26 protein-coding genes, 1 tRNA gene and 1 pseudogene are annotated in these 25,363 nt (G+C 52.7%); 12 read left to right on the top strand and 16 right to left on the bottom strand.

All coding sequences use genetic code 11. The features are described 5' to 3' along the window. Positions 1-6: 6 nt before the first annotated feature. The 7 genes from thiS to rpmI all read right to left on the bottom strand — a co-directional run bounded on the left by thiS (position 7) and on the right by rpmI (position 3,826). Positions 7-231, bottom strand: coding sequence for a sulfur carrier protein ThiS (gene thiS / locus H6F59_RS12380; protein WP_190699695.1), 225 nt, complete (start codon positions 229-231; stop codon positions 7-9). A 124-nt stretch (positions 232-355) separates the two neighbouring features. Next, complete coding sequence (locus H6F59_RS12375; RefSeq protein WP_190699693.1) at positions 356-1,441, bottom strand: thiamine phosphate synthase; 1,086 nt, start codon at positions 1,439-1,441, stop codon at positions 356-358. A gap of 59 nt (positions 1,442-1,500) precedes the next feature. Beyond that, positions 1,501-1,662, bottom strand: coding sequence for a hypothetical protein (locus H6F59_RS12370; RefSeq protein WP_190524027.1), 162 nt, complete (start codon positions 1,660-1,662; stop codon positions 1,501-1,503). A 160-nt stretch (positions 1,663-1,822) separates the two neighbouring features. Beyond that, entirely contained in the window at positions 1,823-2,362 is a 540-nt protein-coding gene (locus H6F59_RS12365) for a tetratricopeptide repeat protein (RefSeq protein ID WP_190699688.1), read from the bottom strand. 43 nt (positions 2,363-2,405) lie between these two features. Next, the gene (locus tag H6F59_RS12360; protein WP_190699685.1) at positions 2,406-3,173 is read right to left on the bottom strand and encodes a transporter substrate-binding domain-containing protein; all 768 of its coding nucleotides are present in this window, start codon (positions 3,171-3,173) and stop codon (positions 2,406-2,408) included. Positions 3,174-3,222: 49 nt separating this feature from the next. Further along, positions 3,223-3,573: a 50S ribosomal protein L20 gene (rplT, locus tag H6F59_RS12355; RefSeq protein WP_190524018.1), complete on the bottom strand. Its 351-nt coding sequence runs from the start codon at positions 3,571-3,573 to the stop codon at positions 3,223-3,225. Between the two features lie 55 nt (positions 3,574-3,628). Beyond that, the gene (rpmI, locus tag H6F59_RS12350; RefSeq protein ID WP_073609358.1) at positions 3,629-3,826 is read right to left on the bottom strand and encodes a 50S ribosomal protein L35; all 198 of its coding nucleotides are present in this window, start codon (positions 3,824-3,826) and stop codon (positions 3,629-3,631) included. 208 nt (positions 3,827-4,034) lie between these two features. Between rpmI and H6F59_RS12345 the strand changes: the two genes are divergently transcribed. Next, positions 4,035-4,106 (top strand) — tRNA-Asn (locus H6F59_RS12345). 285 nt (positions 4,107-4,391) lie between these two features. After that, positions 4,392-5,105, top strand: a complete 714-nt coding sequence (locus tag H6F59_RS12340; RefSeq protein WP_190524014.1) for a response regulator transcription factor — start codon at positions 4,392-4,394, stop codon at positions 5,103-5,105. Between the two features lie 231 nt (positions 5,106-5,336). Here the strand turns inward: H6F59_RS12340 and H6F59_RS12335 are convergent, their stop codons facing one another. The 3 genes from H6F59_RS12335 to H6F59_RS12325 form a co-directional block, all read right to left on the bottom strand. After that, positions 5,337-5,855 carry a hypothetical protein gene (locus H6F59_RS12335; RefSeq protein WP_190699681.1) on the bottom strand — a complete coding sequence of 173 codons (519 nt, stop codon included), beginning with the start codon at positions 5,853-5,855 and terminating at the stop codon, positions 5,337-5,339. 188 nt (positions 5,856-6,043) lie between these two features. Continuing rightward, positions 6,044-6,469 carry a hypothetical protein gene (locus H6F59_RS12330; RefSeq protein ID WP_190699677.1) on the bottom strand — a complete coding sequence of 142 codons (426 nt, stop codon included), beginning with the start codon at positions 6,467-6,469 and terminating at the stop codon, positions 6,044-6,046. Positions 6,470-6,582: 113 nt separating this feature from the next. Further along, positions 6,583-7,320 carry a hypothetical protein gene (locus H6F59_RS12325; RefSeq protein WP_190699674.1) on the bottom strand — a complete coding sequence of 246 codons (738 nt, stop codon included), beginning with the start codon at positions 7,318-7,320 and terminating at the stop codon, positions 6,583-6,585. A 487-nt stretch (positions 7,321-7,807) separates the two neighbouring features. Here H6F59_RS12325 and H6F59_RS12320 point away from each other — a divergent pair, with 487 nt between their 5' ends. Continuing rightward, on the top strand, positions 7,808-7,945 hold the full coding sequence (locus H6F59_RS12320; RefSeq protein ID WP_190524003.1) for a hypothetical protein: 138 nt from the start codon (positions 7,808-7,810) through the stop codon (positions 7,943-7,945). A gap of 223 nt (positions 7,946-8,168) precedes the next feature. On the opposite strand, the pseudogene H6F59_RS12315 reads toward H6F59_RS12320, so the two are convergent. From H6F59_RS12315 to H6F59_RS12305, 3 genes and pseudogenes are all read right to left on the bottom strand, one after another. Next, positions 8,169-8,877 (bottom strand): annotated as a pseudogene (locus H6F59_RS12315) (IS1 family transposase). A gap of 201 nt (positions 8,878-9,078) precedes the next feature. Beyond that, the gene (locus H6F59_RS12310) at positions 9,079-9,303 is read right to left on the bottom strand and encodes a hypothetical protein (protein ID WP_190524000.1); all 225 of its coding nucleotides are present in this window, start codon (positions 9,301-9,303) and stop codon (positions 9,079-9,081) included. Between the two features lie 81 nt (positions 9,304-9,384). After that, positions 9,385-10,548, bottom strand: a complete 1,164-nt coding sequence (locus H6F59_RS12305) for a Gfo/Idh/MocA family protein (RefSeq protein ID WP_190699671.1) — start codon at positions 10,546-10,548, stop codon at positions 9,385-9,387. 390 nt (positions 10,549-10,938) lie between these two features. On the opposite strand from H6F59_RS12305, the gene H6F59_RS12300 reads away from it, so the two are divergent. Both H6F59_RS12300 and H6F59_RS12295 read left to right on the top strand, forming a co-directional pair. After that, on the top strand, positions 10,939-11,493 hold the full coding sequence (locus H6F59_RS12300; RefSeq protein WP_190699668.1) for a hypothetical protein: 555 nt from the start codon (positions 10,939-10,941) through the stop codon (positions 11,491-11,493). A 34-nt stretch (positions 11,494-11,527) separates the two neighbouring features. Then, a complete protein-coding gene (locus H6F59_RS12295) occupies positions 11,528-12,055 on the top strand; it encodes a DUF2243 domain-containing protein (protein ID WP_206755207.1) in 528 nt (175 codons plus the stop codon). Positions 12,056-12,224: 169 nt separating this feature from the next. Here the strand turns inward: H6F59_RS12295 and H6F59_RS26140 are convergent, their stop codons facing one another. Beyond that, positions 12,225-12,362 carry a hypothetical protein gene (locus H6F59_RS26140; RefSeq protein WP_206755206.1) on the bottom strand — a complete coding sequence of 46 codons (138 nt, stop codon included), beginning with the start codon at positions 12,360-12,362 and terminating at the stop codon, positions 12,225-12,227. A gap of 203 nt (positions 12,363-12,565) precedes the next feature. On the opposite strand from H6F59_RS26140, the gene H6F59_RS12290 reads away from it, so the two are divergent. The 7 genes from H6F59_RS12290 to H6F59_RS12260 all read left to right on the top strand — a co-directional run bounded on the left by H6F59_RS12290 (position 12,566) and on the right by H6F59_RS12260 (position 23,950). Beyond that, on the top strand, positions 12,566-14,212 hold the full coding sequence (locus H6F59_RS12290) for an alpha-amylase family glycosyl hydrolase (protein WP_190699662.1): 1,647 nt from the start codon (positions 12,566-12,568) through the stop codon (positions 14,210-14,212). Positions 14,213-14,889: 677 nt separating this feature from the next. Next, positions 14,890-15,450 carry a DUF2231 domain-containing protein gene (locus H6F59_RS12285; protein WP_190699659.1) on the top strand — a complete coding sequence of 187 codons (561 nt, stop codon included), beginning with the start codon at positions 14,890-14,892 and terminating at the stop codon, positions 15,448-15,450. A gap of 156 nt (positions 15,451-15,606) precedes the next feature. Beyond that, positions 15,607-16,557, top strand: a complete 951-nt coding sequence (locus tag H6F59_RS12280; RefSeq protein ID WP_190699655.1) for an SDR family oxidoreductase — start codon at positions 15,607-15,609, stop codon at positions 16,555-16,557. A gap of 217 nt (positions 16,558-16,774) precedes the next feature. After that, positions 16,775-17,734, top strand: a complete 960-nt coding sequence (locus H6F59_RS12275) for an aldo/keto reductase family protein (RefSeq protein ID WP_190699652.1) — start codon at positions 16,775-16,777, stop codon at positions 17,732-17,734. 165 nt (positions 17,735-17,899) lie between these two features. Beyond that, complete coding sequence (locus H6F59_RS12270) at positions 17,900-18,373, top strand: TspO/MBR family protein (RefSeq protein ID WP_190699648.1); 474 nt, start codon at positions 17,900-17,902, stop codon at positions 18,371-18,373. Between the two features lie 334 nt (positions 18,374-18,707). Further along, positions 18,708-18,953, top strand: a complete 246-nt coding sequence (locus tag H6F59_RS12265) for a hypothetical protein (protein WP_190699636.1) — start codon at positions 18,708-18,710, stop codon at positions 18,951-18,953. A 752-nt stretch (positions 18,954-19,705) separates the two neighbouring features. Further along, positions 19,706-23,950, top strand: a complete 4,245-nt coding sequence (locus H6F59_RS12260; protein ID WP_190699633.1) for a PAS domain-containing protein — start codon at positions 19,706-19,708, stop codon at positions 23,948-23,950. A gap of 194 nt (positions 23,951-24,144) precedes the next feature. Here H6F59_RS12260 and H6F59_RS12255 read toward each other — a convergent pair whose 3' ends face one another. Beyond that, positions 24,145-24,546 carry a fasciclin domain-containing protein gene (locus H6F59_RS12255; RefSeq protein ID WP_190699630.1) on the bottom strand — a complete coding sequence of 134 codons (402 nt, stop codon included), beginning with the start codon at positions 24,544-24,546 and terminating at the stop codon, positions 24,145-24,147. A 449-nt stretch (positions 24,547-24,995) separates the two neighbouring features. Beyond that, a complete protein-coding gene (locus H6F59_RS12250) occupies positions 24,996-25,295 on the bottom strand; it encodes a P-II family nitrogen regulator (protein WP_190699625.1) in 300 nt (99 codons plus the stop codon). Positions 25,296-25,363 lie beyond the last annotated feature (68 nt).

Genomic DNA, 25,363 nt, shown 5'->3' with positions numbered 1-25,363 from the left:
GAGGCCCTAACCGCCTCCGACAATAGTGACGATTTCCAGTCTGTCATTGGGACGCAGGTAGGTAGTTTCCCACAACTGGCGATGAAGAATTTCGCCGTTGTACTCCACCGCCACCAGACGAGGATTCATACCTAATGATTCTAGAAAATTGGGCAGCAGCGTACCAGAAGCGCAGGGCTGAGATTCGCCATTGACGAGAAGATGAAAGTTATCGGTGGTGGGATCGATCATGGGGAAGTCGGGTATAGGGTGTAAGGGATCAGGGATAGGGTTTAGGAATGCATGGCAACCTTAGACCCTATACCTTGCACCTCAAACCTTGTTGTTGACGACAGTCAATCCGCTTGATAGCCGGTCAACCAGTTGACGCGGCGACGGTGTGAAAGGCTCGACGGTGGTTGGTTTGAGCAGCAAAGTACTGGGCAATCAGGGTAGGGTTTTCGGCTTCGATCAGCGCCCGCACGACGGCAACTCGCTCGGCTCCGGTCTGCAACACTTCGCTTAGATTTTCGGTGTTGATGCCGCCGATCGCATACCAGGGCACGGTGGCGTGCTCAGCGGCATAGCGCACGTAGTCGAGGCCAGCGGCAGCTTTGCCGGGTTTGGTTGGGGTGGTATAGACTGGGCCAACGCCGATGTAGTCGGCACCTTCGGCGATCGCTCGCTGCATTTCGTCAGGGCTAGTGGTCGAGCGACCAATGATGCGCTGATTGCCCAGCAACTGGCGGGCGGTGAAGACGGGCAGGTCGGTTTGTCCCAGGTGAACGCCGTCAGCTTCCACAGCTAGGGCGAGATCGACGCGATCGTTGATTAAAAATAGCGCTCCGTAGCGGTGGCACAGATCCTTCAGTTTTTGGGCCAGCTCTAACCGCAGGTAGTCATCTGTATCTTTGTCGCGGTACTGCACCAGGGCAATGCCTCCCTGCAGCGCAGCTTCGACAATGGGCAGCAGGCGATCGCAGGGCGATGTCACCAGATAAGTCAAGCCCTGGCGCAGCCGCTGAAGCCGATGACCGCCAAGAATTTCGCTCTCCAGAGCGTAAACCTGGTAGCGCATGGCCTTAGACCCTGCTGCCAGGTCATCACGGTAGAGCTTGCCGTATTCTTCTAAAGCTCGTAGGGCCTCTTGCACCCGGCAAAAATTGGCCTGGAGCACCGCTGTCACATTAGTGCGCTCGGCCTCTTGGGAGTGAGTTAGGGCAGTGCCAGGGTCGCCAGGGGTGTCGCGGCACAGGCGCAGCTCAGGGGCATGCCATTGAGCCAAGGTTTGCCGCAGGTGCTTAAGCTGCTCGGTTTGAGCTGAGTTATTCAGTCCAAAGCGGCACCACTCTTCAATAACGCGTAGCCCTTCGCGGGCGCGATCGAGGTTGGCATCGAGAATGCGGTAAACGGCCGCATCAGCATGATTGGGCAGCGCTGGCAGCCCGGTTAGCTCCGGCATGGAAACACTGTGGGGCAAAGAACCTCCACATCCTACCAGGCAAGGGCTAGGCAGTGGCGTTACTGCTTGGGTTGCAAAATATCCTGAATGCCTTCCACCGCCGGGTCAGAACGCCAGACGTCAAACGCCTTCCAGGCCACGAAACCAAAAGCTAGCAGCGCTAAAATAGTCACTAGCGCTGAAAAAAGCCGAGTAAGCGGAGTACCAGTATCGAGGCGCATAAACCACTCCCTGAAAAACAATGAAGAGCAGAAAGAGGTAGAGTATCGGTGCAATATCCTGGCCTAGCAGGATCCCTATACCTACTTATATACCCTAAAGATTGTATTTTCATAACGCCTGCCTAGAAGAAGGCTGAGCCCGAGAAAGTTGGCCCTACAGCTAAGATTTTTCGGCGGGAGCAACACGCTTTTTGAGCGAGTCGAAGCGACGACGGGCGGTGGAGTTTTTGGGTTCGAGGGCCAATGCGGCTTCGTACATCTCCAGGGCCTGGGTGGTGAGCTGCTTGCGCTCGTAGCTGTGGCCTAGGTTGTTGAGGGCGGTGACGTACTCGGGCGAAATTTTGAGCGCTTCTTTATAGTTGCGAATAGCCAGGTCATACTGGTCTTGAGCGAAGTAGGAGTAGCCCAGGGCGTTGTAAACCACGGCGGCGTTTTCGGCTTCGTCGTTACCCAGTTGCTTAATGGCCTGCTGGAGGTAGAGGGCGGCCTGGGTGTAGAGCTTTTTGTCGAGCAATAGACTGCCCAGCTCGTAGTACTCCTGGGCGGTGCCCTTTTCTTTGGTTAACCGTGACTGAAGCCTCCCCAGAGTGCTTTCGATGCGGCGGGTCTTGATTACCTGGCGCACCACAAAAAAAGCGGCAACGCTCAGCAACGCCAGCAGAATACCTAGATAAATAAGGAGCAGGTTGCTGTTTTCCATGCGGTCTTTGTCTGCACTTGAGAACTACCTTATCTTGCCATGGCTAGGGCAACCCCCAGAAGGTGGTCCGTTCTTCTAGCCAGCCGTTTTGGTGCCAATCAATGACGGTTTGGTTGACCAGGCTACGTAATTCATTGTACTGAGTGCCCTTGGGCAAGGCGATCGCCAGGGGTTCAGCTGACAGCAGACTGGGCACCAAATAGTAGCCGCTGTGGGCCTGCTGCCAACCGCTTAGCGCCGTCACATCACCAGCAAAGCCGTCAATTTGGCCGGTGCTGAGGCGATCGAAAGCATCTTGATAGCTGTTTAGCGGGGTGAGGATAGCTAGCGGCAGCAGATAGCGCACTATCGCCACAGTACTTGACCCCTGAAGCACCCCTAGCCGCTGGCGCTGGAGGTCGCTTAGGCTCTGCACCTGGGGATCGCGCACCAGAACAGCGGCTCCGTCGAGGTAATAGGGTGGGCTAAAGCTCACAAGCCGTTGGCGACCGGAAGTCAGGGTCAGGCCGGCGATCGCTACGTCAGCGCGATCTTCCAGCACTGCCGGCAGGCGATCGCCGTTGGGCACTACCACAAACTCAACCGCCGCTGGGTCAGAAAAAATTGCCGTCGCCAGCCCGTGGGCCAGGTCAATTTCTAAACCGACCAGGTCGCCTTCGCGATCGCGAAAACTCAAGGGCTGCCAGCCATCCCGCACCGCTACCACCAGGTGCCCGCGAGCACGAATGGTGTCAAGATCCGCAGCAAAAACTGGGAGCACAGCCAGCTGCGCCCCCAGTGCTAAACCAAACCCAAGCCAGTTCCATGTCATGGTGCGGCCGTGCCTAAACTACGACTGCCCCTACTGTCTGGGCCAATCTCTAAGATTGGTTGGCAACTTCAACCACTTTCGCAAACCCATCGGGATCGAGCACAGCCATTTGGGCCAGCATTTTGCGGTTGATGTCGATATTAGCTTTCTTGAGCTGACCAATTAGCTGGCTATAGCTCAAACCGTGCATGCGAGAAGCCGCGTTGATGCGGGTGATCCACAGGCGGCGAAAATCGCGCTTCCGGTTGCGGCGATCGCGGTAGGCGTATCGCAGCGCCTTCATCACCTGCTGATTGGCTGTGCGAAACAGCTTAGAGTGCGACCCTCTAAACCCTTTGGCTAGCTTGAGAATTTTGTTGCGGCGCTTGCGTGCTACGTTGCCGCGCTTGACACGTGCCATGACTGTTTAACCCTTGGAACTATTAATGACTACTAGCAGACTCAAAGTCCCTTACCTAGAGGTAGGGCAACATTAGCTCCACGTTGGGAGCGTCTTCTTCCGACACTAAGGCAATCTTAGACAGACGAGAACGACGCTCAGCATTTTTGTGCTGCAACATGTGGTTCTTGAACGCCTTGCGACGCATGATTTTGCCGCTGCCACTGCGACGAAAGCGCTTAGCGGCAGCTTTGCGAGACTTAAGCTTGGGCATGGTTACCACAATTTCGACACAGTCTTTGACTATACCATGAGTGGCCCACAATGGCAGCATGAAAATTTGGCATGAGGTTGAAGCCCCAAGCCAGCATCAGAATGACCGCTAACCGTTCCGATCTAAAATTGTCCCAAAAATTTTCATTGGAGGGTTGTCAAGGTTGCACACTTATCGTTAATATAAGCTTCGCGAGCTTCGCAGTTAATCCTCAGTAGCTCAGTGGTAGAGCGGTCGGCTGTTAACCGATTGGTCGTAGGTTCGAATCCTACCTGGGGAGTTTCTAGATTAATAGTCAGTACAGGCAGTCACTCTTCTGCGCCAATGTCCCTTTGGGGATCTGGCAAAAGGAGATAGGATCGCTTCGAAATCTAAAGGAAACCTTAAGCTCAGAAGGCTGTAACCCGATTTACTTAAGGAAATTTAAGGGTTCTGCTTATAATTTATCGAGGAATTGTATTATTCCGACACGGCTCTTTACGTTGTGATGCTAGGCTACTCAAAGCTTTGTGGCTTGCCTCTAGCTGAGTCAGTGTTGTTTTAGGGTTGTCAGGTCTAGTTGGTAATGCCTCGTATTCTTGTCATTGATGATGATCCTGCGATCGCGGAGCTCGTTTCCGTCAATTTGGAAATGGCAGGCTACGACGTCAACCAGGCTGGGGATGGTATTAAGGGCCAGGCCCTAGCCGTGCAGCTGCTGCCTGATTTGATCATGCTCGACCTGATGCTGCCTAAGGTGGACGGGCTAACCGTGTGCCAGCGCCTCCGCCGCGATCGCCGCACCGCCGAAATTCCTGTGCTCATGCTCACGGCCCTGTCGCAGACCCAAGATAAGGTTGATGGCTTTAATGCTGGGGCCGACGACTACCTCACTAAACCCTTTGAGCTAGATGAAATGCTGGCGCGAGTGCGCGCTCTGCTGCGCCGCACCGATCGCATTCCTCAGGCGGCCAAACACAGCGAAATTCTTAACTATGGCCCCCTTACTCTGATTCCTGAGCGCTACGAAGCAATTTGGTTTGACGGCACCGTCAAACTGACCCATCTGGAGTTTGAGCTGCTGCACTGCCTGCTCCAGCGCCATGGTCAGACCGTATCTCCTAGCCAAATCTTGCAAGAGGTCTGGGGCTATGAGCCTAACGACGATATCGAAACCATTCGAGTTCACGTACGGCACCTGCGCACCAAACTAGAGCCTGATCCCCGGCACCCTAAATTCATTAAGACCGTCTACGGAGCTGGCTACTGCCTAGAGCTGCCCGCTGTCACTGTAGAATAAAGCCGGTCTAAAGGATATGGGGCTCTCGGTCTTCTGTCCAATGCTTGTCTATTGCCTCAGGCTCCAATTGAGGTAGAAAAGGCTCATATATAAGTAGACGCCTAAAAAGCCGAGGGTTACTGTAACCCTCGGCTTTTTAGGATCAATAGGAGCACCAATTCAGCAGATGCTTACTAAATGCGGGTTCTGCCGCCCAGGCTAATCCTAGGCTGGGCGGCAGAGTCAGGACTCTTAGCGCTTGCCCAACCACTTAGCGGCGATCGCACCTACAGCTGCACCTACCATTGGATTGCTCAAAAACTTGAGAATAGTGGGTTGGTCAGCCAGCACATCCTGAAAAACATCGGGGTGGTTGTGGTAGGCAAAAGCAGCCAGTTTAGAGACATCGTCTTCATTCATACGACCGGTGTGGTGGGTCGATAGCCCTAGCTGTCTCTCTAGGTCGCGATCGTTGAGACCGCGCTCTTTGAGATGCTTGAACAGGTCGCGAGCAACATCGTCTCGCTGCTGGGGCTTGATCTGAGCGATCGCCTTACGCAGTTCAGGCTCCATTTCACTGGTGGGAATGCGGTCCGGGTGAAACCCACGCCCAAACAACTCTCGGCGCTCGTTGCGAGAGGAACGATTGGCGAAGTCATCAAAGTTGGCATACTCTTTCTCAGGCTGGGTGGCTTTGGCATCAATGCCCTCGACATTGCCACCAGCCAAGTCATTCATGATTTCACGTTTGTAATCTTTGCTGCTACTCATAGCGTAACTCTCCAAATTTTTGTTTTTTGCTATCAAATTGACCGGTCTGTCTCTACAGCTTTTCTAGAGCTGTAGAAAACCGCTATTTTCAAGGCTCCCCTTCCCTAAGCAACTTAAGAATGTTGCAGTGGATGGCACTTTCGAGACTGATAACTCGATTTAGCCGCGCCTTCGGGGAGTGCCGTTACCTATTGGTACTCAACCTGCCGGGTCGTATCGTCGTATTTAGCGGTTAGAATTAGCTCTTTGTCAGGTGCATAGACCAAGACGCTCAGATCCCGATTGGGAAACTTTTTGTGGAACCCTTGCACCAGCGACTGGGCTAATGTTTTTACCTCTCGGGGCTGCACATCGGGTGAAATCACAACGCCGAGCTTGTTGTTGTCACGGACAAAAGCATCGCTAACCAATCCTTTGGCAGTCTGCATAACCCATCGCCCGTAGCTTTCGCCACTAGCGGTGTCACCCCGTTCGAGCTGACTATAGGCACTGGTAGGCGATAGGCGGGGGGCGGTACTGGTTTGAGTAGCGCTACCACAGGCACTAGTGGTAAGCAAAATTACTCCTAAACACAGGGCAATCACCCCAAGACGGATAGACTTCAAGAAATTCACGGGTTTTTCCTCAATAACAACAGCGCTTTTAGCAGCACTAGACCATGGGCGCGGCCAGGTGGCCTATGTTCTCAACTTGGCTGCTAGCTTTCAGCATCTAAGCTTTCAGCGTTTTAGGGCTCCAATGGGTTTGAAGCGTGGGGCAGTCCAGTGGCTAAGGGCACCTCTTCCCCTCGACGAGAACCGTCATTGGGGTAAGCTTCATCCATGGGATGATCGACTCGGTTGTAGGGATTGCCTCGCCCCTCAGTGACGTCAGCGGCCCCGTTGAATGTGGCGTTGGGAGAACCACTTCTGGCATCGGCTGCGTCGGCTGGAGTCTCGTAAACTCCCCAATCTTCAATGCCCGCCGCCCTGAGGGTACGTTCTGCACGTGCAATTTCGGGCTCAGTATCCTTGAGCATAACGAGGTATTCGCCTCGGGCTACGCGATCGAGGTAATGCTTAGCCCGGTGCTCAGGGATACCTAAACCAACTAATGCACCCGCTAAACCACCGGCAGCGGCCCCAGCCGCTCCGCCGATCAGCGTAGACATGACTGCAGCGGCTTCACCTGCCAGTACGGCAGGGCCAATGCCAGGGATGACTAACGTGCCAAGGCCTACGAGTAAACCAGTGACTCCTCCCAATACACCGCCTGTCACCGCGCCGACGGTACTGGCTTTACCGGCTTGGTTGCTAACCTCGTCTGTTACTTCGACTCCAGCGATCGCGCTCTGCCGCTCGGAGTCTTTAGCAATTACTGACACGTGACCCATGGCAAAGCCTGAGTCACCGAGGGCCTGCAAAGCCGATGCTGTTTTAGGACGGCTGGAGAAAATGCCTACTGCTCGTCTGTGCTGTGAAGCCATATTGTGCTTCCTCCTTGTTGTGCGAGGCCAGCAGCTATTGCAAAGCTGGCGATCGCTGCATTATTTAACATCCTAAAGGTTGCGATCGGTTAGCCTTATCGCTCATTGGAGGGATCAAAAATTGTAGAAAGGAGGAGATCCCACGGGTGAGATGTCGTTTGCGGGCATAGTCCTTTGACGGCTTGATTGAGCTAGCGATCGCCAGCAATCTGCGCTTCTCAGCCGTTCAAATTAGTTGAGAAACATTTTCCAAAGAACCCATCAATTTCTCAATGCTTTATGGCCAAACAACTCGTGAACTAGGGGATACAAGCTTTAATTGTCTGAAAGGAATAAGTCAAAATCATTTGGTTATTCCCTCATGTCAATTGGTATTAGTCCTTGTGGTAGAGCATTGCCTAAAGCAAATCACTCATTAAGTAGATGGTGGTGCTTGAAGCTGCCGCTAAACTAAAACCTGAATAATTAGACCACTGAGGTTAATCCTATGACTGACAAGCAGCACAAGTCTTACGCCGAAAAGAACGAAGAGCGCATTACAGAATTTGTTGACAACATCAACGAAAAAGGAGAAAAGAAGCAGGAAGCAAAGAAAAAAGAAGCTGAGTCTGAAGTTGCTGAATAGCATGTCAACGTAATTGGCAAAAATCAGTTATAGGCAAATGCCCCTGGATGAATCAAGATTCGTCTAGGGGCATTGTCTGTGCTAGCGCATGTTTTAGCGAGTGCCAGGGTGCAGCGAACACTTTCTCATAGCAAAAAGTATGAACAAGGAAAGGATGAGAAGCCAACTTTAGCAAGGGTGTTCTGATCCTAGGGGTGGAATCTGTATGCCGCTCTAGGTAGTACTAGAGAGGTAATGATGCGTTGTAGTGGTGAATAAATTCCACAGCAAGCCAATGTGATTGCGCAGACTTTTAGAGAAGGCTAAGCTGCGTCTGACAAAGCGTGAAACCCGCTGTCTGAGAGTATTGTTGAATCGCTCAATGTAACTCGTCTTACCGCTCGCCTTGCTGACGACCCGGTGGCGATGGCGGGGTAGCACCTTTTGGTAGGCCTCCCAAGCATCGGTATAGATAACCGCACACTGCCGATAGACTTTAGGCAATGTGTCCCAGAGCCGTTCTGCACTCTGGGCAGAGCGGTCACCGACATGAACTCCGATAATCTCACGGGTCTCGGCATCAAGGGCTAGCCAGACCCATTGTTTGTTGCCCTTGTGGTCGACAAACGACCAGAGTTCATCGCATTGCACCGTCAACGGCCCCTTTTTTTGGGCCGGACCGTGGCTTGAGTGGGCATCTGGGCTGCTTTGCAGGTGACATAGTCTTGCAGCCATTGCTCGGAAACTTGAACCGCCCGAGCAATACCAGCCATCGAGATGCGCTCTAACAACAGGCGGTCGATTAGCTCACGGGTCGCGGTGTCAATGACTTTGTTGGTTGGGTCCTCAACAAACTGACGACCACAGTTACGGCACAGATACCGTTGCTTGCCGGTGTGAATGTGGCCATTCTTGACGGTCCGTTCGGAGGTGCAGTCAGGGCAGGGCAGCATAGGCATCGTTGCGTAGCTTCTTAATCACCCTAACAAATTCATCATTACCTCTAGAGTTCTACCCCGCTCTAAATGTCTTTGCTGATGTTAGTTCAGCCTCAGTTCAATTAGAAAATGTGCAGCTATAAAGAGAATACCTACGCTCTTTCACGAAAGTAGCTTTCACTGTTAGTGGGGGCTACTTTCAGTCAATCTGTTGGGTTATGGTTGATTTGATGGTTTCACCAATGCCTTTAACTGCAAATAAGCTTGCTCTGGCGTGAGCGGCTCCTGATGCTCGTCGGGAATATAGAATTGCCGGGTGTCGGCAAAGTGGCGCACGACAAAACTGTGGATTAGCCCCTGCTGTAAAGCTTGGTTGCCAAGGTCTTCTGCCGCGTCTGCCAAGCTTTGCTCATCGTGAAAAGTGGGTGAATGGGAAGACATGGTTTATTCCTTAACGGGATATAGAATTTTGGGTTTGAGTGCAGTTAATTTGAGACTTAAAACGACTTAGCTACCTTAACTCTAGCTATCCTCTGGGCTAGCTGCATGGATGAGATTAGCAGGGTCTACACTGGTTGGGCGAACCGTGATGAGGTCAGCTGTTGGGTGCTGGACAAAGTTCATCTGGTCGAGAACGACGGGTTTACCCTGTTGAATCGATTCATGCAGAGCACAAATGATGCGGATATCGTTAAGGCCCTCTATCCCCGAGGGTTCCGGGTCTTCGTTCTGTATGATGCAGTTAGAGAAATAGGCAAATTCAGCGGCTAGCTGGCCATGGGAAGCAAATGTCTGCCGGGAGAGTTCATTGTTGATGGTCAGGTGGTGGGTAATTTCTGCATCCCACGCATAGGCCGACTCTAGCCGCAGATCGCCCTCTGTGCCGATAATATGATAGGTCGAAACCGGACTGGCCCCAAAACTGACGGTAAAGTTTGCCAATTGCTGATCGGGAAAGCGGAGTATGACGCTGATCATTTCGTCAACTTCACGAAACCGCTCTTTACCGTTATTAGCCGCCATAGCGAACACTTCAACGGGTTCGGCCTGAAACAGATATCGGGCAGCGTTAATGCAGTAAATGCCGATGTCTTCTAGGGTACCGCCTCCGGTTGCTTGCCGAAGCCGAATATTGTTTCCCCTAACCTGTTGCGAGAAGACGGAGTTAAAAATGCGGGGTTGCCCAATCTGACCTGATTGGACAATTTCGACCGCCCGCATATTGGCTGGGTCAAGGTGAAGGCGGTAGGCAATCATTAGCTTGACGCCGTTGCTTTGACAAGCCTGAATCATGCGTTCACCCTCGGCTACTGTGGTGGCCATCGGTTTTTCGCACAGCACGTGAATGCCCTGATTTGCTGCCCGCACAGTGTACTCACAGTGCAAATGGTCGGGCAACGCAATATAAACAGCATCTACTGCTCCGCTCGTTAAGCAATCTTCGTATTCGTCGTAGCTGTAGGTATGCTGAATTCCGTAACTTTGGCTAAGTTCTTGCAGCTTGACGGGATCATCAGAAACCAAGGCCACGACTTCGGAGTTTTCAGAACTGGGGAAGGAGGGTAGTGCTGCGGTCTGGGCAAACCAGCCAAGCCCCACTACGGCGTAACGTATTCGATTCTCTGAGGAGGATTGAACCTCTTTAGAGACAGAGCGATCGCCAACTGAAGTTTGAGATGCAGTCATGGTGTAAGCTCCAAGGAGACTGACATTGCGATCGCAGCTGCGCTTAGGGCAGAGCAATCCGAGGGAAGCGATCCTCATAGCTTAGGCACCGGAGCCGAGCTTAGCCTCTGACGGGTGAGGCAGATAGTTGTGGCCGCGTCTCTGTCTTTAGTTAGAGAAAGACTACCGTACGCTCTAGAAGGGTTTGGAGATTAATGCTTGAAGGGTCTGATGAGGAGCTTGAGACGCCAATTAGAGAGCTGTAATTGGGCGATCGCTAAAGGTACTAAAAACCATCTCGAGCCGAAAGAAAGACTGTATCTACAGGCTGATGAGGATCGCTGATAAAAGGCAAAAGATGAAGCTAAGCAGACATGTAGCGTCTTTCATTCGGTTGGTTAGGAGACCCCAATGACAGCACAACTTACCTATAAAGGCATCGGTTTTTTCTCTAAGGAAGACCAAGCAGAGCAAGCGGTTAAGGCTCTAGAATCGTCGGGCTTTACCATGAGTCAGGTATCAATTTTAGCCAAGCAGCTGAAAAAAGATGTGGTGGCAGGAGGGGCCACTACGGGTCACCGAGTCAAAGGTCAAGACATTAACGACTCCCAGCGCTGGCCAGAGGATGCGCTGACCGGTGCCCTGTGGGGCGGGTTGCTGGGCGGGTTGAGCAGTCTGGCAATACCCGGCGCTGGCGCCGTAATAGCGGTGGGTTCCATCGGGACGGCCTTTTTGGCAGTTATGGCAGGGCAGGGGGCCGGGGCCGTAGCAACGATGAATCTAAAGGAGGGATTGCAGTCCTTGGGAATTCCACAGGAGCGGGTCGGAGCCTTCAGCGATCGCCTATTAAGCTCAGATTTCATGGTGATCGCAGATGGTACTCAGGAAGACCTAAACCAGGCGGCAGCAATCTTCCAGCAGCAGGGCATCGAAGACTGGGATATTTACCCAACGCCTGAAGCTTAAGCAGCATGACCAAAAGGGTGCATCGAACCTAGCCATGACCTATCCACCTCCTAAACCTCCCTCCGCTAGCGCTACAGAAAGTAGTGCAGGGGGCGCGTTTTCCGCGCCCACCGATGCGTTCAGAGTGGCCGGCTTCCTTCTAGGGTTTGGCCTAGGCGGGTTTATTGACGCCATTGTTTTACACATGCTGTTGCAGTGGCATCACCTCATCTCAAGCCGAGTGACAATGGATACCCTGCTGGGCTTACGGGTGAACGTGTTAGCGGATGGGGTTTTTAGCGCCGGTATGTGGTTAATTACGGTAATGGGTATTGGGGTGCTATGGCGCAGTGCACAGCAAACCCCAACAGTGCCTCTAACGACGTCAGCCTTTGTTGGTTGGATTTTGATGGGCTGGGGTGGGTTCCAACTCTTTGACAGTATTTTTTTTCACGCTCTGCTGGGGTTACACCACATTCGGCACGTTCCCAATTTCATGGTCTACGACATAGCCTTCTTTCTGCTGGGCTTTGGATTGATTGGGGTTGGCTATTTAATGACGCGTAATCAAGCCAATATCTAAACATTTTTGTCTGCTAGAAGTCATTGGTTGAGCCTCAGCAGGCGCGTTAACGGCCTGTTTTCAGTCAGTTTTGAGCAAAACTCCGTGCAGATGGGTGACCCGGTACCGCTACTATCGCCGATCTGATGAAATTCTGGCATCGATCCATAAGCAGCTGCGAGCCAACTGGTCACCCCAATTTTTGTGATGAAACGCTCCATCGCATTTCCGCTAGCTGCTGGTCAATGTATAGGCTGCCGTGAGTACTGATGGGTGGCAGCGCTGGTGCTGTTGCGTTCAGTGCGATCGCCACATCAGAAACAATCATCGCTGTGTGACCTCAGTAGTAATACCCGCTTGATCCCATCAGTGCATAAACCCCTATCTAATCTGGTGTCTGTGACCATCAAAACCAGCGTTTCATACTGATCCCCGAGAAATTGAGAGGCTGAATGATTTCTGCCCAGGGATAGGTTGAAACTGGAGGCTTTAGCGTCACATTAGTTAATAAAGAAAGAAGGCAGTATGTTTATGGCTAATCCTATTGAGTTTAAGCTGTTTGCTCCTTACAACAAGAGCGCAGTATTAATAGGCTCTTTTGCCAACAGACAAGATATCCCTATGGAGAAAGGAGAAGACGGCTATTTTCGGGCTCACGTTGATTTAGATGATGGCCAATATGAATACAAGTTTCGGATTCAGTCTAAAAGCTTTTTTCTAGAGCCCGATCAATGGATTGAAGTCATTGATCCAAGAGCTAGTCACATAAACGAAAGCTATCAAAATGGTGTCTTGCACGTCAAAGATGGCGAACCTATAGTTGACGATTACGTTTGGAATCACGACGACAAAGCGCTACCGCAAAATGAAGAGTTGATCATCTACGAGATTTTGGTTAGCGACTTTTCTGGCGGGGAGGATGATCCTGACCCGCGTGGTCAGCTTAAACATATCACCGAAAAGCTTGACTACCTCTCCGAATTAGGGATCAATGCCATTGAGCTGATGCCGATTCAAGAATTTCCTGGTGAGCAGGGTTGGGGCTACAATACCCATCATTATTTTGCCGTAGAGTCGGCCTATGGCAGCAGCAAAGACTTCAAACATTTAGTAGACGAGTGCCATGCTCGGGGCATTCGAGTCATTCTAGATATCATTCTTAATCACTCAGGTTCCGAGGCTCCGCTGACAAAAATTGACTACAGCTATTGGTATCGAAGCGAACCTAAGGATCCTGATCAAAGCTGGGGGCCAGAGTTCGATTATGATCATTACGACGAAAATTTGAACCTTTGCCCTGCCCAAGAGTTTGTCAAAGACGTTCTGCACTTTTGGATTACGGAATATCACATCGACGGTTTTCGATTTGACGCCGTTAGCCAGATGGGTCACTTTGAATTTTTGGGGCAGCTAACCGACGAAACAAGCAAACAGGCTCAGCCCAAACCGTTTTACAACATTGGAGAACTGATTCCCGAATCTCCCGACGCCACTAATTTAGAAGGCCCCCTCGATGCTTGCTGGCGCGATGGGTTTCTGCACCAGCTGCGGCCTCTGCTGTGGGGAGATGATACCGACATAGAAACTGTTAAAGAGCTAATCGATGCCAAACGGTCTGGCTATTTAGGGGCTGTCAACGCCATCAACTACCTCAGCAACCACGACCACGATCGCTTGATGGTGCAGTTGGCCAACCATGGAATTTTTGACGGAACCGCCTTTAAACGGGCAAAACTGGGGGCTGTTTTGGTGACAACTGCCATGGGCGTGCCCTTGATCTGGATGGGAGAAGAGTTCGGGGACTCCCATCCCAAGACCCTAGAAGCTGCCAAGATTGACTGGTCACTACTGCAGAACGATCGCAACCATGACCTGATGCAGCACTACCGAGGTCTGATTAACTTGCGCAAAAGCAACCATGCCCTGCGTACCGAGAATGTAGAATTTTTCTACGAGGATCCAGATTCCAAAGTGCTGGCCTACATCCGCTGGAATGATGAGGGATCGCGCGTTGTTGTCGTCGTCAATTTTTCGGATCAATATTTGGCCGACTACGAGATCCAAAACTTTCCTGAGGGGAGCACTTGGCACGAGTGGATCAGCGATTACGACGTTGAGGTCCACGATGGTGTTTGGGTGACAGACTTACCTGAATACGAAGCAAAGGTGCTAGTTTAAGGCCCTACTGATAAAGGAAACTATTGTACCCTAAGTGGCCAGTGAACCTCACTGGCTCTCTCGAAAATGGGGGCAAACTCAAAGACTAGCTCTGTAGAAAAGATCTACGACTTTCTGAAGGGCACAAAGATATAGCAAAATCTCAATTCTTTGCCGTATCTTCAGCCCGTAGGGCAGAACCCTCAAACTAATCCCCAAGGTGTTGCGTGGCCACCACTGCCTACTCCTCCCTAGGAAATAGGCAGATACTTCTTAAGGAAGACGAAATAGACTGAGCCAGTTACTAGACTCCTGTTAGAACAGGGATTTCCCTTGTGCCATTTCACGGTCTCAACATTTTGTGTGAAGACCTTGGTTAAACTTCTATCAGAGGGCGATCGCAACAGCTGTCAATCTCTGGTTAAGAAACGGCCTCCACTCGCAAAATTTTGGAGGCCAGGCACTATGCCTGCGTCGAAACGGGCGCGAGCGGAATGGCAATGTTCTGAGTTAGTCACGGTAACGTCTTTCCCTAACACTGGAAAATGCAGTCCTGAGATTTGACAAGCTACGGGTTTTTCCTATTTTTCCCTCAAGAGAGTGAAATGGCTGATCTCTTGAGGGTTTGAGCAGGTTGACCTTGTAGGTTTGATAGATCGCTGAGCGTCGACAGTATAGTTTTGTACCTAAGAGGCAGTATGGAAACACGAGAAACTCAACAAGAGCGGCAGGGCGGTGACGTTCCCTATCCCAATATTCCACCCCTGATTGACAGCCGTGCCACAGAATATCACGGCACTGGCATCACCAGCACTGTAGCTATTTTGGGCCACCCCATTCATCCAATTATTGTCATTTTTCCGGTCGCATTTCTCAGCGGCGTGGCTGGTACTGATTTGGGCTACTGGCTAACCAAAGGTGAATTTTGGGCTCAGGCCTCGATTTGGCTATTGGGTGTGGGGATACTGTCTGGAGTTGCCGCTGCCATAACCGGCATGTTTGACTTCGTCCGCATTCCCAGAGCGCGCAAGCGTCAGGCCGGCTGGTTGCACATGGGACTTAATGTAGCAGTGCTGGTGCTGAGCATCGGCAATTTTGCCCTGCGATTAGCCAACCCAGAGACAAGCATTTTGCCAACCGGACTAATCTTGTCCTGGGTGGTGTCGGTGCTGTTGCTGGCCAGCGGTTGGTTTGGTGGCGAGCTGATGTTTCGCCACAAGGTGGGGATTGTGGGTCCGGGTGAAACCCACGTTTCCTAACAGCGTATTGATTTGATTTCGAGCTTAGTTTGACTGCCCCCAAACCTGTTGGGGCAAACCCCGTTTGGTTTGATAACGTTGCCTCTTTTGGCGTTGGGGGTGGTTGACTTCAAGATTTTGTCCGAGGCCCTAACTTAAGGATTTTAGAGATTTTTCATGGACCTTAAACCACTTAATCAGCAGGTTGTCGTTGTAGTGGGGGCCTCTAGCGGTATCGGTCGCGATGCCGCTCTGAAATTGAGCCAGCGAGGCGCCAAAGTCGTCGTAGCCGCACGCAACGAGAGCGGCTTAGCGTCGCTGGTAAAAGAAATTCAGCAGCTGGGCGGAGAGGCAATCGCCGTCACAGCCGATGTCTCCCAATTTGAGCAGGTCAGCGCGATCGCCGATGCTGCGATCGCTAGTTTTGGCCGCATCGACACCTGGGTGCACTGCGCCGCCGCCGGCATCCTCGCCCCCTTCGAGACCATGACCATTGAAGAATTTCGTCGGGTGATTGACGTTACCCTGATGGGTCAGGTCTACGGGGCCAAGGTGGCCCTGCCCCACCTTAAACAAGCGGGACGAGGTTCGTTGATTGCGATTTCGTCCATGGAAGGGCGGCGGGCTCTGCCGTTGCAGAGCGCCTATTCAACGGCTAAACACGGGCTAGAGGGCTTTCTCGAATCGCTGCGGGTAGAGCTAGAGCACGAGGGGTCTACCATCAATGTCACCAGCATTAAGCCAGCGGTGATCAACACCCCCTTCTACAACCACATGCGCACCAAAGTCGGCGTTAAGCCCACAGGCATTCCGCCCTACTACGACCCGAGCCTAGTCACCGATGCCATTCTCTACGCTGCTGAGCACCCAATCCGCGACTACATCGTGGGGGATGTCGGTCGCCTGCTCGACTGGGGCCAGCGGTTGTCGCCGGGGCTGATGGATGTTGCCCTCAACTTGGTTGGCTTTCGCGGCCAGCGCACCGATGACCTGAAGACTCCCCAGGCTCCAGACGGTCTGTTTGAGCCTATGCCGGGCTATGAGCAGGTAAAGGGAGACTTTGACAACCTCACTGTGCCCAGCCTATCGGACTGGCTGCTCAAACTCATATTTGGGAAACGAACCTAATTACCGACCTACCTGCCCCTCAGCGTTATCTCAGAGGGGCGGTTAGGCCGGCTGGCATAATTTGAACCCGCTCTCAGACCAAGTTTTGCGGGGGTTCTGCTGATATCCAGCTTCGTTAGTCCAGAGACGTTGACGGTTAAAGCCGACAACTAGCCCAATCAGCTCAAGCCCAAGGTTCTAAATTTTGTCTCAACTCGATTGATGAAGGAGATTAAAGATGAAATATCGGCAGCTGGGGTATAGCGACCTCACCGTCTCGGAACTGGCTCTGGGGTCATGGTTGACTTACGGCGGCGGGGTAGAGCGACAGCAGGCAGAAGCCTGTGTGCACAAGGCTTTTGATGTTGGTATTAATTTCATTGACACAGCCAACGTCTACGGACGCGGAGCCGCTGAGTCGTTTTTAGGGGAAGTATTGCGGGGGCGCGATCGCAGCTCCTACGTGCTGGCCACCAAGGTCTTTTTCCCCATGTCGCCAAGCGACCAGGGGCTGTCGGCAGCGCAAATTCACAAACAGATCGACGCCTCGTTGCAGCGCCTGGGCACCGACTATGTCGACCTCTACCAGTGCCATCGCTACGACCCCAACACGCCCCTAGAGGAAACCATGGCCGCCCTCACCGAGGTGGTGCAGCAGGGCAAGGCTCGCTATATCGGCTTTAGCGAATGGAAGCCCGCCCAGATTCAGGCGGCGCTGAACCTGCCCAACGTAGAGAAGTTTGTCTCTAGCCAGCCCCAATACTCTATGCTGTGGCGGCAGCCCGAGGCCGAGGTGTTTCCCCTTTGTGCTGACCACGGTATTGGGCAGATTGTCTGGTCGCCTCTGGCCCAAGGAGTGCTCACCGGTAAGTACAAGCCGGGGGTCACACCACCCGCCGATTCCCGCGCCGCTAACGACAAAATGAATGGGTTTATGAGCGAGCTAAGGAGCGATCGCGTTCTCAGCGCCGTGCAGAACCTTCAGCCCATCGCCCAAGGACTCAACCTTTCCATGGCCCAGCTGGCCCTCGCCTGGATTCTGCGCGATCGGCGGGTGACATCGGCCATTATCGGCGCCAGCCGCCCCGAACAGGTAGCCGACAATGCCGCCGCTTCTGGGGTTGAGCTCAGTTCTGAAGTATTGCAAGAGATCGACCGAGTTCTGGCTCCGGCTCTGCCGCAGGCGGCAAGGCAGTAAAGCTCTTAGTTTGACTGCAATCTCCCGAAGCCTCATTACCCTGCGAGGAATCGTAAATTCCTACCAAAGGCTGACGGCGGCGGCGAAAAAAGTTGGAACAATCTGTTGGTAGATGAGGCTTAAAAAGCCTCAAAAATTTTATGCAGTTCAAAACCTGACCTTAAAATGCACGAGAGCTGGATGATCATTGGCGGAATAACCTTCGTCATTGCCCTGGGCAGCAGTTTTATTAGACCCCGAGACATCTCCTGGGGAAAGCGCCTCGATCGCCCCAGGTGGCTCTTCTTCGAACCTGCCATCCCGCTGATTTGGACGGTGATTTTTGCCTGCGGAGCGCTCTCGGCCACTTTCGTTTGGCAGGACGATCCTGGCAGTTCTAAAACCTGGCTGCTGATGGGTCTCTATCTATTGGTGGAGGTTATTACCGTTGCCTACATTCCTGCCACCCTGTGGTTCAGAAGCCTGAAAGTAGGCACCGTGCTGGGTGGGCTAGGGGTGGTTTTAGGCGTTCTGCTCACGCTCATAGTTTCTTCTATCTCTGGGTATGCTGCCCTGCTCCTTCTTCCCTACGTCATCTGGAGCCCAGTTGGCACTTACAATACCGGCCAGATGATAGACCTCAACCCCAGTGCTGGCTAGTCGAGTAGCACGCTGTACCTACAGCATTACTTGAGCTAGAGCTTCGTTTCTGGAGCTCTGCCTGATACGTGAGCATTGAGCCTGCTGAGATTCCAATATCTCAGCAGGCTCTTTTGCAAGAATCGCTGCTGTAGAGCATGGGGTGATACAGCTCCAACCTGCTGCCAGAGGCGAGTCAAGGGCGATCGCCCTTACCCCTATAAACAGCCTTACTACTGCCTATCCAGCACGGTTCCCAGCGTTTCAGTAAAATTTTGATAGGCCAATAGCAGGCACACGTTATAAAAGTTGATGCAATTGGGTAAGCTAAACCAACCGTTTGTCAACTACCGAAATGTTTATTCAACGCGAAAAAAATGTCATGCTGTGGGGCACTACCCTAGCGCTCTCGGTCGGTATCCTCTTGGGCGGTGGCGCGGCGCGTGCCAAAAACCAGGCCTGTAGCCAATCCCAGACACTACCTGGGTATTGCCTCAACGAATCCCCCAGAATGCGGGTGGCTCAAGGCATGCTAGGCGGCGCTTTTGCAAGTGGCGGCGCGCTGCTCATGATCGAGCTGGGGAAAATTTCAAAACGCTAAATGGTCAGTATATTTATGATTATAAGAACCCTGGCCGTTTGGTAGCAGGTGAGCCGACGACAGAGCCGCACCCAACGCGGTTGCCGTTAATTGCCGCCAAAACTATAGCTACCATGGCTGAAACCCTTTCAGGGCAAGGCGTTTCCCTAAGATTAACTAAGGTGCGCCCCAACCTATTGGGTTGAGGCGCACTCTGCTGGTTTATGTAATCAGTAGCCAAAGGCGTTAGCTCAACCTAGAAGGAAGAGATAACCGCTATAAATGCGATCAGGAGTCGCAGTGAAATTCGCTAGCCTAGTCAACCGCATAGCCTGATAGGTCTATAGCTGGGCGCAAAGGCTAAAGGGCGTTGCCAAATCCGGGTATGAATCTACCCAATTCGCCCTTAACCTTATTCTTTTCGCAGGCACCCACCGGTAGGGGGTGTCAAGATCGTCTAATGCTGTGGTACATCTGTGGGAATGCCTAAGCTAGGGTCAAACGGGTTTGCGATGAATCGAATCACAAATACGCTCCGCAGTCCTGGCTTGCCAATCTTTTCATGCGATCGCCTCGGCAGCGGTTTGCACGCTGGCCGGTTGAGATTATCACCCAGTTGAGCGTTTCAGCGCAGAGCACAAATCGTTGAAGAGAGGGATAAATCCAGCTGTTACCTGTGGCCCTAAAGCAATCTAAGCCTAAGCGAAACGATAGGGGCGACCGCGGCCTAGATCCATCAATCAAATATTGCTCAAGCTGAGGACAGAGACGCTATGATTGACCGCCCCCCAAGTCATTCTGTTCTGGCCAATCATGGGTTACCCCAAAAGCGTACTTCAGTGTTAACCGAAGCAGATGTTCTAATCACCGCAGCGCTAGCAGATCGAGCAGCCAGACAGCCAGACCTAGGAGCTGAAAACCAAGCCTTTGCTACGCTCGCTCAACAGCTGACCGGCGACCCGCAGTCAAGGCTCGAAACCCTGGTGCAGACTATTAAAGAGCTTTGCCCAGCTGACACGGTGGGCGTGAGCTTGCAGGAAACCCTCCCCGATGGCTCTCTAGGGTTTCGCTGGGTGGCGATCGCTGGTGCTCTAGGGGCTGGGGCACAAACGGCAGCGCTCAACGACTTCAGCCCCTGGAGCATGGCGGCGCGTTGTGGGCAACCACAACTCTATGCCCGTCCCGAGCGCTATTTTGCCGACCTGGGGCAGTCGCCGCTTCCTATTGTTGAGGCCCTGCTGGTACCGATCTGCGGTCAGAATCAGCCGCTTGGCACCCTTTGGCTGCTCACACACACCGAGCAGCGACCGTTTGATCGTGAAGATCTACGCTTGTCGACAAGTCTGGCAGGGTTTGCGGCGGCGGCGTTGCAGAGTATGCATCTCTGTCAGGAGGCAGGGCTAGCCTTGCAGTCTCAGCAAGCCTTGAAAGAGAGCGAAGCCTTTAACCACAGCATTTTTGAGAGCAGTGTTGACTGTATCAAAATCCTCGATCTCGACGGCTGCCTGCTCTCAATGAATGGTCCAGGGCGCTGTCTAATGGAGGTTGAAGACTGCACTCCTTTAGTTGGCACCGTTTGGGTTGAGTTTTGGCAAGTCTCCGATCGACCGAAGGCTGCTCAGGCTGTAACAACGGCGCAGGCCGGGGGAACAGGTCAGTTTAGTGGATATTGCCCCACTTTGAAGGGAACCCCGAAATGGTGGGAGGTGGTGGTGACCCCCATTTTGGATGGTTCGGGCCAGCCGAAGCAGTTGCTGGTTGTTTCACGAGATGTTAGCGATCGCAAACAGGCAGAGCAAATATTGCGCCAGAGTGAAGAGCAGAGCCGAAACATTTTGGCGAGTATCAGTGATGCTTTTGTTGCCCTGGATCAAAACTGGCAGTTTATCTATGTCAATCCAACGGCTGAAACGCTTCTAGGATATGCTCCTGGCGATTTGACTGGAAAAGATTTTTGGGAAGAATTTCCGGGTTTGGCGGGCAGCCAACTGGAGGAGATGCATCGGCGCGTGATGCGCGATCGCGTGGCCGAATCACTCACAGCGTTTTACCCTGACCACGATCGCTGGTACCACGTTCGCTCCTACCCAGCCGCCAATGGGATTACCATCTATTTCACAAATGTCACCGAGCAAATTCAAACTGCCGCTGCCCTGCGCCAATCTGAGGAACGCTATCGGACGCTGTTTGAGTCGATCGATGAAGGCTTTTGTGTGGTTGAAGTTCTGCTCGATGCTCACGGCACGCCGAGCGACTACCGCGTTTTAGAAGTCAACCCAATGTTTGAACAACAAACCGGACTACAACACGCCGTCGGTAAAACAGCGCGTCAGCTCAATCTAGAAGAGCACTGGATTGAGCTTTACGGTCGAGTTGCGCTGACGGGTGAAGCCACTCGGTTTGAAAATAGCTCCAAAACCCTCGGCGATCGCTGGTTTGATGTGTATGCCTGCCGCATGGGTGAGCCAGAAGCGCGAAAAGTGGCGATCATCTTCAAAAATATTAGCGATCGCAAGCAGGCCGAAGCACTGTTCCAACGCACCGCCGCGTTTGATGCTTTCCGGGTTTCTCTTACCGACGCGCTCCGCCCCCTGGCCGACCCAGTCGAGGTGCAGGCCACCGCCAGCTATTTGCTGGGCGAACACTTGGGCGCAAACCGCGTTGCCTACTTTGAGGTGTGCGGGACTGATTATGTAGTTGAGCAAGATTATGTCAACGGTGTCGCTGCCCTGGCCGGATGCTACCCCATCGATTCCTTTGGGCCGAAGCTGCTGGCGGCCTACCGCGCCGGTCGCACTGTGGCCGTAGCCGATGTGCAGGCCGACCCTCACCTGTCTGCAACTCAGCGATCGGCCTATGCCGCCATCCAGATTGAGTCTTACATTGGCATTCCCCTGATCAAGCACGGCGAGTTTGTGGCGGGGCTGGCCATTCACGCCGCCGAGCCACGGGTATGGACCCCGGATGAGATAGCTCTGGTGGAAGAAGTTGCCGAGCGCACCTGGGCCGCCGTGGAACGCGTCCGCGCCGAGGTCGCTCTACAGCAAACCTCCGCCGAGCTAGAGCGACAGCTACACCGGTTTGATGCGATCGCCACCTCCATCCCCGATTTCATTTACACCTTCGATTGCGCAGGACGCTTCACCTACTTCAATCCACAGCTGCTTGACCTCTTCCAAAAAACCTCGACCGAGGTGCTAGGCAAAACCCTCTTTGAAATAGATGACTATCCGGCAGATTTAGCCACCAAAATCCACGCTCAGCTTCAACAGGTGGTCGAGACCCGCCAACCCCTTAAAGATGAAACAGCCTTCACTAATGCATCAGGTTCAGGTCACTATGAATATGTTTTTGTGCCGCTTTTCGACGTGGACGGTGCAGTCGAAGCCGTCGCTGGCGTGTCCCGAGATATCACCCATCGCAAACAGGCGGAGAAGAACCTGCGGGAAAGTGAAGAACGCTTTCGGATGCTAGCTGATCAGATGTCGCAGTTTGCTTGGATGGCAGATCAAACCGGCTCAATCTTTTGGTACAACCGCCGCTGGTTTGAGTATACCGGTACCACCCTTGAATCAATGCAGGGCTGGGGTTGGCAACAGGTTCATCATCCAGAACACGTCGATCGCGTAGTCGAGCATTTTCGCCACTGCGTTGAAGCTGGCAAAGAATGGGAGGACACCTTTCCGCTGCGCAGCCAAGACGGCACCTACGGCTGGTTTCTGTCGCGCGCCGTCCCCGTTAGAGATGCAGCAGGGAACATTTTGCGCTGGTTTGGTACCAACACAGACATTACTGAGCGCCTGCAAGTCGAGCAAGAACGAGAGCAACTGCTAGAGCAAGAACAAGCCGCCCGTGAAGCCGCCGAACGGACAAACCGACTTAAAGATGAATTTTTAGCTGTGCTTTCCCATGAACTCAGGTCGCCGCTCAACCCGATCTTGGGCTGGGCCAGACTGCTGCGCGGTGGCAAGCTAGACCCAGTGAGAACGGCTGAAGCTTTGGCTACGATCGAGCGCAACGCCAAACTTCAGTGCCAACTCATCGACGACCTGCTCGACATTTCTCGCATCATGCAGGGCAAACTGGTGCTGAATGCGGCTCCGGTGAGTTTGGCGTTTGTCATTTCGTCGGCGATCGAAACCGTACAGCTAGCGGCAGATGCCAGACGCGTTGCCATTGAAGTCTACAGTGAGCCCAACGTTGGGCAGGTCGCTGGCGATGCCGGTCGCCTACAACAAGTGGTGTGGAACCTCCTGACCAACGCCGTGAAATTTACGCCCGCCGGCGGTAGGGTTGACGTTCGCCTCACCCAGGTCAACCACCAGGCTTGGCTACAGGTCAGCGATACCGGCAAAGGCATCACCCCAGAATTTCTGCCCTACGTCTTTGAGCACTTCCGGCAGGAGGATGGAGCGACAACCCGCAAGTTTGGCGGGCTAGGGTTAGGGCTGGCGATCGCCAAGCAAATTGTCACCCTCCACGGCGGCAAAATCTGGGTCGAGAGCCCAGGCGAAGACCAGGGTGCCACCTTCACAGTCGAACTGCCTTGCCTACAAACGGTTCCAGTTGAGGACGTAACCAACCCCATCGAGGTTGAGGCCGACCATCTTCCCCTAGCCAATCTGCGCGTGCTGATCGCCGATGATGACGCTGATTCTCGCGAGTTTGTGATGTTTGTCGTGGAACAAGCCGGAGCCGAAGTAACCGCCGTCAGTTCAGCGAGCCAGGCCTTACAACAGCTGACAACCGCATCCTTCGATCTGCTCCTCAGCGACATTGGCATGCCAGAGATGGATGGCTATGAGCTAATGCGTCAGGTTTCTCAGCTCCAAGAATTAGGGGGACAAACCCCGGCGGCTCCAGCTTTGCTGTTACCCAAGGCGATCGCCCTCACGGCCTATGCTGGAGAGCTCAATCAACAGCAAGCCCTAGCCGTTGGCTTTCAGGGGCATATCACCAAGCCCGTAGAACCGGATGATTTAATTAAGACAATTGTGGCCGTGATTAGCAGCAACTAAGCGATTGGGAAACTCTTGAATAAGAGTTTCCCAATCGCTTAGTTCTGCGGCTAGCCCTAAGGGGGCTAGCTAATACGCTTAAACGGTTGTTTAAAGAGTGAAGAAAATAGCAAAAAAACTCCCGCCGTATGGTTGGGAGTTTTTTGCTTCGCCGTGCAGAGGAAGAGGGCGATCGCCCTCTTCCTCTAGCTAACTTATGCGGGCATTAGTACGGTGTCGATAATGTGAATAACACCATTATCGGCGGCCACATCGGCGGTGGTCACCGTCGAATCGTTGATTTTTACTCCGCTAGAAGCATCGATTTTAACATCGGTGCCTTGGACGGTAGTGGCATTATTGAGCTTAGAGACATCCGCAGCCATCACCTTGCCAGAGACGACATGGTAAGTGAGAATTTCCTTCAGCTTGGGCACGTCTTGGAGCAGGCCATCCACGGTACCTTCTGGCAGTTTGGCAAAGGCTTCATCAGTGGGGGCAAAGACGGTGAATGGGCCTGCACCTTTGAGGGTGTCGACTAAGCCAGCAGCTTTAACAGCAGCTACTAGAGTATTAAATGAACCGGCGCTTACGGCAGTATCTACAATGTCAGCCATGGGGTTTTTCCTAGATTTATTACTAGTTAACTAAGGTCATCTGTCACGAATGAGCGGCTAACAATTGAACTATAACGTATCTAGGCTTAACGTGCCGTGAATTGATGATTTTAGAGTTAAATTTGGGTTAAATTGCTTGCCTCAATCGAACTCTAAAAAGCCAAATAGGGCGCGATATCATACCCGATCTAGGGCTTTCTGGTAGGCAGAACAAATATAGATATGCCAAAAAAAGCTATAGTTTGAGCTGTCTATATAGCCTAGGCTGATCTACAGCATCCTTAGGAAACATTCAAAAATAAGCAAAAACAAAGATCCCCTAAATTCCCTTCAGAAAGGGGAACGCTTACTCCTCTTATTGAGTGGGGCGAAGGGGATCTTCAGGTGCTTAAAGCTACAAGAAATCGCTTTCAAATACCCTTTTTGGGAAGGCCGGACAGTTGGCTCCCCTAGTCAAACAGGCCCTCTACGGTCTGGCGAAAGACAACGAGAGCGTGGGTCTCTTGAAAGGGTTTCAGAGCTTCGAACAGTTGATCGGAGATATCAGCGGTAACGAGAGTTTTAAGCTCAATGTTTGTGTTGTAGCCAGCAATATCGCCCATGCGTCTGCCGTGGCTACCAGCGCCCTGGGCAGGCACCAGGGTGTAGCCCGAGACCTTAAGCTCCGTAAGCAAGCTGATCAGCCGATTTTGCAGCACGGCTTCACCAATAATGGTGACGAGGGTGCCTTTGGTTAAAGAAGATGACATATTTACCTCTTAAAGAATGGTGTTTTGGAGCTGGAGTAGCAAGTTGGAGGGCGAACCCCGATGCGACC

It is taken from the genome of Nodosilinea sp. FACHB-141 (assembly GCF_014696135.1).
Taxonomy (GTDB): Bacteria; Cyanobacteriota; Cyanobacteriia; order Phormidesmidales; family Phormidesmidaceae; genus Nodosilinea.
Note: the sequence above shows the minus strand (reverse complement) of the source record. Positions and strands in the feature narration are given on the sequence as shown.